General features: G+C 73.9%; 2 protein-coding genes. Both read left to right on the top strand.

The window, feature by feature from the left end; all coding sequences use genetic code 11:
- A partial coding sequence (locus ACZ4FV_RS40155; RefSeq protein WP_465325633.1) for a type I polyketide synthase occupies positions 1 to 6237 on the top strand: 6237 nt, incomplete at its 5' end.
- A 23-nt stretch (positions 6238 to 6260) separates the two neighbouring features.
- Positions 6261 to 12860 (top strand): SDR family NAD(P)-dependent oxidoreductase, encoded by a 6600-nt coding sequence (locus tag ACZ4FV_RS40150; protein ID WP_465325637.1) that lies wholly within the window; start codon positions 6261 to 6263, stop codon positions 12858 to 12860.
- Positions 12861 to 12896 lie beyond the last annotated feature (36 nt).

Here is a 12896-nt window from a genome sequence, read left to right as displayed (position 1 = left end):
GGTTATGCGGCGGCGAACGCGGCGTTGGACGCGCTCGCGGTGCGTCGGCGGGCGGCGGGTCTGCCGGCCACCTCGCTGGCCTGGGGCCTGTGGGCCCAGGCCGAGGGGATGACCGGCGAACTGGACGCCGCCGACCTGAGCCGGGTCACCCGCTCGGGCATGGTGCCGCTGACCCCGGAACTCGGACTGGCGCTGTTCGACGCGGCCGTGGCCACGGCGGAACCGTTGCTGGTACCGGTCGGGTTGGACTCGCGTGTACTTCGGGCCAGGGCGGCGGACGGGGGTCTGCCGCCGTTGTTGCGCGGCCTCTACCGCGCCCCGGCCAGGCGTTCCGCGCACGGCGAATCGGGCCCCGGCGGCGAGGGTTCGCTGCGGGACCGGCTGCTCGCGCTGCCCATCGGCGAGCGGGATCGCGCCGTACTGGACCTGGTTCGCACGCACGTCGCGGCGGTGCTCGGGCACTCCGGCGCCGACGCGGTCTATCCGGAACGGGCCTTCAAGGACCTCGGGTTCGACTCGCTGACCGCCGTCGAACTGCGGAACCGGGTCAACACGGCGACGGGACTGCGGCTTTCGGCGACGCTGGTCTTCGACCACCCCACCCCGGCCGCGCTGTTCGAACACGTACGCACCGAACTGCTGGGCACGGAGGCGGAGACCGTCGACGCGACGGCGCGGACCGGGTCGAGCGCTTCTCGCTCCACCGGTGTCGCCGTCGCCGACGACGAGCCGATCGCGATCATCGGGATGAGCTGCCGCTACCCGGGCGGGGTGGCCTCGCCCGAGGACCTGTGGCGACTGGTCGCCGAGGGCCGAGAGGGCATCACCGGCTTCCCGACGGACCGAGGCTGGGATCTGGACAACCTCTTCGACCCGGACCCCGACCGGCCCGGCCGGACCTACGCCACCGAGGGTGGATTCCTGCACGACGCGCTGGAGTTCGACCCGGAGTTCTTCGGCATATCGCCGCGCGAGGCGGCGGCGACCGACCCGCAGCAGCGGCTGCTCCTGGAGACCACCTGGGAGGCGTTCGAGCGGGCCGGCATCGATCCGCAGACCGTACGCGGCAGCCGGACCGGTGTGTTCGCCGGTGTGATGTACCACGACTACGCGGCCCGGCTGCGGGACATCCCCAGCGGCGTCGAGGGATACCTGGGCAACGGCAGTTCCGGCAGCGTCGCGTCCGGGCGGGTGGCCTACACGTTCGGCCTGGAAGGCCCCGCGATGACGGTGGACACCGCGTGCTCGTCCTCCCTGGTCGCCCTGCACCTGGCAGGACAGGCGCTGCGCCGGGGCGAGTGCACGCTGGCGCTGGCGGGCGGGGTCACGGTGATGGCCACGCCGGGTGTCTTCGTCGAGTTCAGTCGGCAGCGCGGGTTGTCGGCGGACGGCAGGTGCAAGGCGTTCGCGGCGACCGCGGACGGGACCGGTTGGTCCGAGGGCGCGGGCATGCTGCTCCTGGAGCGGCTCTCCGACGCGCGCCGCAACGGCCACCGGGTGCTCGCGATCGTGCGCGGTACGGCGGTGAACCAGGACGGCGCCAGCAACGGCCTCAACGCGCCGAGCGGGCCGTCGCAGCAGCGGGTCATTCAGGCCGCGTTGGCCGGCGCCGGGTTGTCCACGGCGGAGATCGACGCGGTGGAGGCGCACGGTACGGGCACCTCGCTGGGCGACCCGATCGAGGCCCAGGCGCTGCTGGCCACCTACGGCCAGGGGCGGCCGGAGGATCGGCCGTTGTGGCTGGGCTCGTTGAAGTCGAACATCGGCCACACGCAGGCCGCCGCCGGGGTGGGTGGCGTGATCAAGATGGTCGAGGCGATGCGGCACGGCGTCCTGCCCAAGTCGTTGCACATCGCCGAGCCGTCGCCGCATGTGGACTGGGCGTCGGGCGCGGTGTCGCTGCTGACCGAGCCGGTGGAGTGGCCGAGGACGGGCGCTCCCCGGCGAGCGGGCGTCTCCGCCTTCGGGGTCAGCGGTACCAACGCGCACGTGATCCTGGAGCAGCCGGAGCCGGCCGAGCCGGTCGTCGACGAACGCCCTTCGGGCGTCACACCGTTGCCGGTGCTGCTGTCGGCCCGCAGTGAAACGGCCCTGCGGGCCCAGGCGGGGCGGCTCGGTGCGCATCTGGCCGAGCACCCGGAGATCGAGCCAGCGGATGTGGCGTTCTCGCTGGCCGAGGGCCGGGCGGCGTTCGAGTTCCGCGCGGTGCTGGCGGCCTCGGACCGGGCCACGCTGCTGGCCGGCGTGGACGACCTGGCCCACGGGCGTACGCCACGGGGCGCGGCGATCGGGACGGCCGGCGGTTCGACCCGAGGACTCGCGTTCGTGTTCGCGGGGCAAGGTGGTCAGCGGGTCGGGATGGGGCGTGGGCTGTACGACGCCTTCCCGGTGTTCGCGGCGGCGTTCGACGAGGTGTGCGATCGGCTCGAAGCGGAGCCGGCCGCGGGCTCGTTGCGGGCGGTGGTGAGTGGCGAGGCGGAGGGTCTGGACGAGACGGGCTTCGCGCAGCCGGCGTTGTTCGCGGTCGAGGTGGCGCTGTACCGGTTGGCGGAGTCGTGGGGTGTGCGGCCGGACGTGCTGGTCGGGCACTCGGTGGGCGAGATCGCGGCCGCGCATGTGGCCGGGGTGTTGTCGTTGCACGACGCGTGCCGTCTGGTGGTGGCGCGTGGCCGGTTGATGCAGGCGTTGCCGGTCGGCGGTGCGATGGTGGCGATCGGTGCCGCCGAGGCCGAGGTGTTGCCGCTGTTGGCGGATCGGGACGAGCCCGTCGGGATCGCCGCGATCAACGGTCCGGCTGCGGTGGTGGTCTCGGGTGCCGAGACGGCGGTCGCGCAGGTCGCGGAACACTTCGAGGCGTCGGGCCGTCGGGTGCGGCGGCTGCGGGTCAGTCACGCGTTCCACTCGCCGCTGATGGACCCGATGCTCGACGAGTTCCGCCGGGTCGTGGACGAACTGTCCTTCGCCGAGCCGAAGGTGGCCTCGGTGTCCACCGTGACCGGTGCCGCCGTGGTCGGCGAGTGGAGTGATCCGGACTACTGGGTGCGGCACGTGCGCGAGCCGGTCCGCTTCCACGACGCGATACGCGCGATCGAGGAGCGAGGCGTCGGCGGATATGTCGAACTCGGCCCGGACGGAGCGCTGACCGCGCTGATCCGGGACGGCCTGGGGGACGGCCCGCGAAACGGTGACGAGGTGTTGCCGGTCGTCCCCGTGCTGCGCAGGGACCGGGGCGAGACGGAGACCGCGTTGGCGGCCCTGGCCGTACTGCACGTCACCGGCAGCGCCGCCGACATCGGGTGGGACTCCTGGTTCCCCGGTGCCCGACAGGTGGATCTGCCCACCTACGCGTTCCAGCGGCGGCACTACTGGCTCGACGCCGGTTCCGCCGGCGACGTGTCGGCGGTCGGGTTGGCGTCGGCGGGGCACCCGTTGCTCGGCGTCGCGGTCGCGCTCGCCGGTTCGACCGGTGTGCTGTTCACCGGCCGCGTGTCGGTGCGCTCGCATCCGTGGCTGGCCGACCACGTCGTGCTCGGCACCGTAGTCCTGCCCGGAACGGCCTTCGTGGAACTGGCCATCCGGGCCGGTGACGAGGTCGGCTGCGGCCTTCTGGAGGAACTGACCCTGGAGGCTCCGCTGCCGATCCCGGCGAGCGCCGCGATCCGGCTTCAGGTCGCCGTCGGCGACCCGGACGCGGCCGGCCGTCGGCCGCTGGCGGTGTACTCGTCGGCGGACGACGCGGACACCGGGAGCGGGTGGACCCGGCACGCCACCGGCACGCTCGCACCGGGTGTGCCGGGCGAGGCCGCCGAGTCGATCCAATGGCCGCCCGCCGGTGCCGAACCGGTCGACACCGGGGACCTGTACCACCGCTTCGCCGCCGCCGGCATCGACTACGGCCGGGCCTTCCAGGGCGTGCGCAAGGCTTGGCGGCGCGGCGTGGAGACCTATGCCGAGATCACCCTGGCCGAGGACGTCCCGGTGGACGGGTACGCCCTGCATCCCGCGCTGCTCGACGCCGCACTGCACACCGCCGCGCTGGCCGGCGATTCGGACGCCGAACTCGGCTCCCCGCTGGTGCCGTTCGCTTGGAGCGGGGTGCGTCTGGCGGCGACCGGCGCGGTCGCGCTGCGGGTCGCGGTGGTGCCGACCGGCGAGGACGGCATCTCGATCGTCACCGCCGACGCCGAGGGCCGACCGGTGCTCAGCGTCGACGCGTTGGTGCTGCGGAGTGTGCCGCGCTCGATCCCGACGGGCGGGGCGGCCGACGATCTGTTGTTCCGGACGAGCTGGGTCGAGATCGACGCGCCCGGTGTCGCCGAACCGACGGTGCCCGGTCGGATCGTCCTGCTGGGCGACGAGGACACGCTCGGTGCGGCCGAGCACGCCTATCCGGACCTGGCCGCGCTGTCGGCCGCGATCGACGGCGGCACGCGGGAGGTGCCCGACGCGGTCGTGGTGCCCTTCGCGCACACGCCGGACCTCGCGCCCGACGCCGTGCACGGTGCCGTGCATCGAACGCTGGCCCTGGTGCACGCCTGGCTGGCGGAGGCGCGTTACCCCGACACCCGACTCGTGGTGCTGACCCGTGGTGCCACGACGCCGGACCCGACCCCGAGCCCGAGTCCGACGGACGTCGCGCACGCCGCCGCCTTGGGGCTGTTGCGCACCGCGCAGTCCGAACACCCGGACAGGTTCGTGCTGATCGACCTGCCCGGGCCGGGCGAGGCGGAGGCCGAGTCGAGCGAGGCCGCCCGGGCGGTGGCCTTCGCCGTGACTGGCGCGGAGGCCCAACTCGCGCTGCGTGACGGTGTGTTGTTCGCGCCGCGACTGACCCGGGTCGGCGCGTCCGCCGAACCGACCGCGGCCGAGTGGGGCCCGGACGCGAGCGTCCTGATCACCGGCGGCACCGGCACGCTGGGCGGGCTGGTCGCCCGGCACCTGGTCCGGCAACACGGCGTCGGCAACCTCGTGCTGACCAGTCGACGCGGCTCCGCCGCACCGGGCGCCGACGCGCTCGTCGCCGAGCTGGCCGAACTGGGCGCCAGGGCGACCGTGGTCGCCTGCGACGCGGCCGACCGCGACGCGGTGGCCGCGCTGCTCGACGCGCACCCGATCACCGCGGTGATCCACGCCGCCGGCGTGCTCGACGACGGCGTGGTCGAGGCGCTCACCCCGGAGCGGGTGGACGCGGTGCTCGCGGCCAAGACGGATGCCGCGCTGCACCTGCACGAACTCACCCGGGATCGGGAACTGACCGCGTTCGTACTGTTCTCCTCCGCCGCCGGAGTGTTCGGGGCACCGGGCCAGGGCAACTACGCCGCCGCCAACGCGGCGCTGGACGCGCTGGCCGAGGTCCGACACGGACAGGGCCTGCCCGCCACGTCGCTGGCTTGGGGGATGTGGGCCGAGGCGAGCGAGCTGACCGGCCGGCTGGCCGCCGCCGACCTGCGGCGGACCGCTCGGGGCGGGATGCTTCCGCTGTCCGCCGAGGAGGGGCTCGCCCTGTTCGACGCGGCCGTGAACACCCGGCCGGACGGAGCGGTGCTGGTCCCGATGCGGCTGGACACCGCCGCGCTCAGGACGGGTTCGGCTCGCGTACCGGCCCTGTTGCGCGAACTGGTACCCGCGTTCGCCGGGGTCGCCCGGCGGGTCGCCGGCACCGGCCCGGTGCGCGGCACGTCCGAATCGCTGGCCGAGCGGTTGTCCCGGCTTCCGGAGGGTCAACGCGAGCAGGCCGTGATCGCGGCGGTGACCGGTGAGACGGCGGCGGTGCTGGGCCTGGCACCCGGGGAAACCGTGCGGGCCTCGCGGGAGTTCCGGGACCTGGGCTTCGATTCGCTGGCCGCGGTCGAACTGCGCAACCGGCTCAACGCGATGACCGGCCTGCGATTGCCCGCGAGCCTGGTCTTCGACTACCCGACACCGCGCGTGCTGGCCGGCTACCTGCGCGCCGAACTCGCACCGCGAGGCGCCGAGGACGATGCCGCGGCGAGCCCGGTCGACGACCGGGACGACACGGCGGTACGCACCGCGCTCGCCGGCATTCCGGTCCACGTGCTGCGCGAGTCCGGACTGCTGGAGAGCCTGCTGCGGCTCGCCGGACCGGCGGCACACCACACGAACGCCTTCGACGACCACGGCGGGACCGGGCGATCGGGCCCGGCCGACGTGGACTCCATCGACGCGATGGACACCGAAGCCCTGCTGGATCTGGCCCTCGGCACCTCCGAGTCCTGACCATGTCGAAATCTGTGGAGCACCTGATGACGAACACGGACACGAGGGTCCTCGACGCGCTGCGGACCTCGCTCAAGGAGAACGAGCGACTGCGGCAGCGGAACCGGGACCTGACCGACGCGGCCGGCGAGCCGATCGCGATCGTCGGGATGAGCTGCCGCTACCCGGGCGGCGTGGGCTCGCCCGAGGACCTGTGGCGACTGGTCGCCGAGGGCGGCGACGGCATCACCGGCTTCCCCGAGGACCGGGGCTGGGACCTGGGCACGCTCTTCGACGACGACCCGGAGCGAGCCGGCACCTCGTACGCCCGCGAGGGCGGATTCCTGCACGACGCCCTGGAGTTCGACGCGGCGTTCTTCGGCATCTCGCCGCGCGAGGCGCTCGCGATGGACCCGCAGCAGCGGTTGCTCCTGGAGACGTCCTGGGAGGCGTTCGAACGGGCCGGGATCGACCCCGAGTCGGTACGGGGCACCCGAACCGGGATCTTCGCCGGGCTGATGTACCACGACTACGCGTCGCGGGTGCGCCGGGTACCGGAGGACGTCGAGGGCTATCTGGGCAACGGCAGCGCGGGCAGCGTCGCCTCCGGCCGGGTGTCGTACACGATGGGCCTGGAGGGCCCGGCGGTCACCGTGGACACCGCGTGCTCGTCCTCGCTGGTCACCCTGCACCTGGCGGTCCAGGCGCTGCGCCGGGGCGAGTGCACGCTGGCCCTGGCCGGCGGTGCCACCGTGATGTCCAGCCCGGGTACCTTCGTGGCGTTCAGCCGCCAGCGCGGCCTGTCCTCGGACGGGCGCTGCAAGTCGTTCGCGGCGGCGGCGGACGGCACCGGCTGGGCCGAGGGCGTCGGGATGCTGCTCCTGGAACGGCTCTCCGACGCACAGCGCAACGGCCATCGGGTGCTCGCGCTGGTCCGGGGTACCGCGCTCAACCAGGACGGCGCCAGCAACGGCCTCACCGCGCCCAACGGCCCGGCCCAGCAGCGGGTGATCCGGGCCGCGCTGGCGGACGCCGGGCTGGCCGCCGCGGACGTCGACGCGGTCGAGGCGCACGGCACCGGGACCGCGCTGGGCGACCCGATCGAGGCGCAGGCCCTGTTGGCCACGTACGGGAGGGCGCACACCGCCGAACGCCCGCTGTGGCTGGGCTCGTTGAAGTCGAACATCGGTCACACCCAGGCGGCGGCCGGGGTCGGCGGCGTGATCAAGATGGTCCAGGCGATGCGGCACGGCGTACTGCCGAAGAGCCTGCACATCGACCGGCCGACCCGCCAGGTGGACTGGTCCACGGGCGCGGTGTCCCTGCTGACCGAGCCGGTGGCCTGGCCGGAGCGGGACGCCCCGCGCCGTGCCGGAGTGTCCTCGTTCGGGATCAGCGGCACCAACGCGCACGTCATCCTCGAACAGGCGCCGCCGGCCGAACCGATCGAGTCCGGTGCCGGTGTCGACGGCGATCGGCACGACCACGCCACCCTGGTCCTGTCCGGGCGCGGCGCGGACGCGCTGCGCGGGCAGGCGGCGCGACTGCGACAGTTCCTGGCCGACCGGCCGGACCTGTCGATCGCCGAGGTCGGCCGCGCGCTCGCGGGCTCCCGAACCGCCTTCGAGCACCGCGCCGTGATCCTGGGCCCCGAACGCGAGGACCTGCTCGCCGGACTCGAATCGCTGGCCGCCGCCGACCCGGCGATGCCCGCGCCGAACGTGGTCCTGGGCACGGCCCTGGGCGAGGCGGCGGACGTCGGCGTGGCACTGGTGTTTCCCGGCCAGGGCTCGCAATGGGAGGGCATGGCGCGGGAGTTGCTCGACACCTCGCCCGTGTTCGCGGCTGGGGTCGCGGAGTGTGAGGCGGCGTTGGCGGAGTTCGTCGACTGGTCGCTGGTCGAGGTGTTGCGGGGCGGTGCGGGTGCGGCGTCGTTGGACCGGGTGGATGTGGTCCAGCCGGTGTTGTTCGCGGTGATGGTGTCGTTGGCGCGGGTGTGGCGCTCGTTCGGTGTGGTGCCGGCCGCGGTGGTGGGTCATTCGCAGGGTGAGATCGCGGCGGCGTGTGTCGCGGGCGGGCTGACGTTGTCGGATGCGGCGCGCGTGGTGGCTTTGCGCAGTCAGGCGATCGCGCGGTCGCTGGCCGGGCGCGGCGGCATGGTGTCCATACCGCTGCCGCTCGCCGAGGTCGAGGAGGAACTGACCCGGTGGGACGGCCGGATCGGTGTCGCCGCCGTGAACGGTCCGGCGTCCACGGTGGTCTCGGGCGACGCGGACGCGTTGGACGAGCTGATGGCGCACTTCGAGGCGGCCGAGATCCGGGTCCGGCGGATCCCGGTGGACTACGCGTCGCACTCGGCGCACGTCGAGGACCTGCGTGCGGAACTGCTCGACGTACTGGACCCGATCGAGCCTCGCGAGTCGGAGATCCCGTTCTACTCGACGGTGCTCGAGGACTGGCTGCACACCGGGCGCCTGGACGCCGAGTACTGGTATCGGAACCTGCGCGAGACGGTGCGCTTCGAGCAGGCCGTGGACACGCTGTCCCGGCAGGGCATCGACATCTTCGTCGAGGCGAGCCCGCACCCCGTGCTGACCGTCGGCGCGCGCGAGACGCTCGAGGCCGGAGAGAGCTCGGGGGTCGCGCTGGGCTCGCTGCGGCGCGACGAGGGCGGCCTGGGCCGCTTCCTGCACTCGGTCGCCGAGGCGCACGTGCACGGCGCCCGAGTGGACTGGACCGCGGCCTTCCCCGAGGCCGCCGGGCACCCCATCGACCTGCCCACGTACGCGTTCCAGCGGCAACACTTCTGGCTGGACGCCGGCGACGCGGGCCCCTCGGACGCCTCGGGGCTGGGGCTGGCGTCGGCGGAGCACCCGCTGCTGGGCGCGGTCGTACCGCTGCCCGAGACCGGTGGACTGCTGTGCACCGGCAGGTTGTCCACACGGACCCGACCGTGGTTGCTCGACCACGCCGTGCACGACGTGGTGATCCTTCCCGGTACGGCGTTCGTCGAACTGGCGATCGCGGCGGGCGACCGGGTCGGCTGCGGTGTGGTCGAGGAACTGACCCTGCACGCACCGCTGGTGATCCCGATCGAGGGCGGCGTACGGCTTCAGCTCACCGTGGGCGGACCGGACGAGGAGGGTCGCCGGGCGTTCACCGTGCACGCCTCGGACGAGCGGGCGCCGGCGGAGCAGCCGTGGACACGGCACGCCTCCGGAGTGCTCGGCGGCGCACGATCGGCGCCGGCCGGTGGTGCGTCGGCGCAGTGGCCGCCGGCGGGCGCGGCGGAGGTGCCGGTCGAGGACCTGTACCCGAGCCTGGCGGACGCGGGCCTGGGCTACGGGCCGGTGTTTCGCGGGCTGCGTCGGGCCTGGCGGGTCGGCGACGAGGTGTACGCCGAGGTGTCCCTGCCGGAGGGTGTCTCGCCGGCCGATTTCGGCATCCACCCGGCGCTGCTGGACGCGGCCCTGCACGCGGTGGCGCTGGGCGCGGGGGAGCGGGCCGAGGTGCGGCTGCCGTTCTCCTGGTCCGGGGTCGTGCTGCACGCGACGGGTGCGGACACGCTGCGGGTGCGGGTGGCGCCGCAGGGCGCGGGTGCGGACGCGGTCTCGGTCGAGGCCGTGGACGCCGGCGGTGCGCCGGTCGTCTCGGTCGGGTCGCTGGTGTTGCGACCCCTTGCCGCCGAGCAGGTGCGCGACGCGGGGCGGGCGACTCAGGACGCCCTGTTCCGACCCACCTGGCCGGAGTGGGAACCGGCCGTGGACGACGGTGCGGCGGAGGGGACCTGGGTGGTTCTCGGGGAGAACGCCGACGGACCGCTGAGCGCGGCGCTGCGGGAGGCGGGGGTCCAGACGACCGCGATCGGTTCGCTCGCCGAACTGCCGACCTCGGCGGAGCAGGAGCCGCCGGCCCTCGTGTTGTTCGCCGCCTTCGGCGAGACCGGGACGCCGTATGCCGGCGAGTCGGGCGTGAGCGTCGCGGACGCCGCCCGGCTCGCCACCCACCGCGCGCTCGGCGTCGCCCAGGAGTGGCTGGCCGACGAACGCTTCGCGCAGTCCCGACTCGTCGTGGTCACCCGAGGTGCCGTCCCGGTCGGCGCGGGCGCGGACACCGATCCGGTGGGCGCGGCGGTGCGCGGCCTGATCCGCACCGCCCAGACCGAACAGCCCGGCCGATTCGTGCTGCTGGACCTGGCCGAAGCCGCCGACGCGGTCCGCGTCCTGCCGGTCCTGCGGGCGAGCGACGAACCGCAGTTCGCGGTGCGCGCCGGGCGGGTGCGGGTGTCCCGGTTGGCCCGCGCGGCTGCCGAGGACGCACTGATCCCGCCGAACTCGGACGGTGCCTGGCGCCTGGACATCCCGGTCAAGGGCACCCTGGAGGACTTGGCGCTGCTGCCCGCGCCGCGTGCGCGGGAGCCGCTGGCCGCGCACGAGGTGCGGATCGAGGTGCGCGCGGCCGGACTGAATTTCCGCGACGTGCTCGTCGCGCTCGGCATGTATCCCGGGGACGACGCGCTGCTGGGCGCCGAAGGCGCGGGTGTGGTCATCGAGATCGGCACCGAGGTGACCCACGTCGCGCCGGGCGACCGGGTGATGGGCGTGTTCTCCGGCGGATTCGGCCCGATCGTGGTGGCCGACGGACGGATGGTGGTGCGGGTGCCCGCCGACTGGTCGTTCGCCCAGGCGGCGTCGATCCCGGTGGTGTACGCGACGGCGTACTACGGGCTGGTGGATCTGGCCGGCCTGCGGCGGGGTGAGTCGTTGTTGGTGCACGCGGCGGCCGGTGGCGTCGGGATGGCGGCGGTGCAGTTGGCCCGCCACCTCGGCGTCGAGATCTGGGGTACCGCGAGCCCGGCCAAGTGGGCGGCGACCGGACTGCCCGAGGAACGCCTCGCGTCGTCGCGGTCCCTGGGCTTCGGCCAGCGGTTCGAGGGCGCGGGCAACGGCCGCGGCTTCGACGTGGTGCTGAACTCGCTGGCCGGGGAATTCGTCGACGAGTCGCTCGGATTGCTGGCGGCCGGCGGTCGGTTCGTGGAAATGGGCAAGACCGACATCCGCGATGCCGACGCGGTGGCCGCCGAGCGGCCCGGGGTGACGTACCGCGCGTTCGACCTCGTGGGCGACGCCGGACCGGTCCGGGTCGGCGAGATCCTCGGTGAACTCGTCGCGCTCTTCGAGCAGGGCGTGCTGACCCCGCTGCCGATCGTCGAGTGGGACATCCGCCGCGCCCCGACCGCCTTCCGCTACCTGCGCGAAGCCAAGAACGTGGGCAAGGTCGTACTCACCATGCCCCGGGCCGTGAACCCGGACGGCACGGTGCTGATCACCGGTGCGAGCGGCGTGCTGGGCGGACTGCTGGCCCGGCACCTGGTGACCGAACGCGGCGTGCGCCACCTGCTGTTGGTGTCTCGGCGCGGCGCGGACGCGGCAGGTGCCGGGGAACTCGCCGCCGAACTGGCCGAATCGGGTGCGACGGTGCGATTCGCGGCGGCCGACGCGACCGACCGGGCGGCGCTCGCCCAGGTGTTGGCCGGAATCTCCCCGGAGCATCCGCTGACCGGCGTCGTGCACGCGGCGGGCGTCCTGGACGACGGGGTGATCGGTTCGCTGACACCCGACCGGGTGGACGCGGTCTTCCGGGTCAAGGCGGACGCGGCGGTGCATCTGGACGAGTTGACCGCGGACGCGGACCTGGCGATGTTCGTGCTGTTCTCCTCCGCGGCCGGCACGTTCGGCGGTCCGGGGCAGGGCAATTACGCTGCGGCGAACGCCTTCCTGGACGCGGTGGCGGCCGGTCGGCGGGCGCGCGGGTTGCCCGGTGTGTCGTTGGCCTGGGGTCTGTGGGCCCAGTCCAGCGCGATGACCGGGCACCTGAGCGAGGGCGACCTGCGCCGGATGGCGCGCGGCGGACTGATCCCGCTGTCCACCGAACTGGGACTGGCCCTGTTCGACGCCGCGCAGCTCGTCGACGAGCCGGTACTGGTACCCACCCGGCTGGAACCGGCCGCGCTGCGCGACGTGGCACCGGAGGCCGTCCCGCACCTGCTCCGCGCGCTGGGCACCGGGTCGGCGCGGCGTACCGCGCGGGCCGGATCGAGCGGCGGAGGCCGGTCCTCGGTGGCGGATCGGCTCGCGGGCCTGCCCGCCGCCGAACGGGAACGGGTGCTGGTCGAGTTGGCCCGCACCCACGCGGCGGCCGTGCTCGGTTACGGGTCGGCGGCCGCGGTGGACAAGGATCGGGCGTTCAAGGAGTTGGGCTTCGACTCGCTCACCGCGGTCGAACTGCGCAACCGGCTCAACGCCGCGACCGGACTGCGGCTGCCCGCCACGCTGGTCTTCGACTACCCCACCCCGGCGCTGCTCGCCGCGCACCTGGGCGCCGAACTGGCGCCGGCGGCGGGCCCCACCTCGGCGGCCACGCTGCTGGCCGAACTGGACCGCGTGGACGCGGCCCTGGGCGAGGTGGAGGTGCCGGATCAGGACCGCACCAGGATCACCGCGCGGCTGCGCGCGCTGCTGTGGAAGTGGAACGAGGGCGCCGACTCGGCGACCGAGGACGCCCCGGTCGCCCGGGACGAGGTCGACACGGCCAGCGACGACGAGATGTTCGACCTGATCGACAACGAGCTCGGCGTGTCCTGACCGGGTCCCGTACGTACGAATCGCGTGTTCTGAAGG

This window comes from Embleya sp. NPDC025285 (assembly GCF_055558835.1).
Note: the sequence above shows the minus strand (reverse complement) of the source record. Positions and strands in the feature narration are given on the sequence as shown.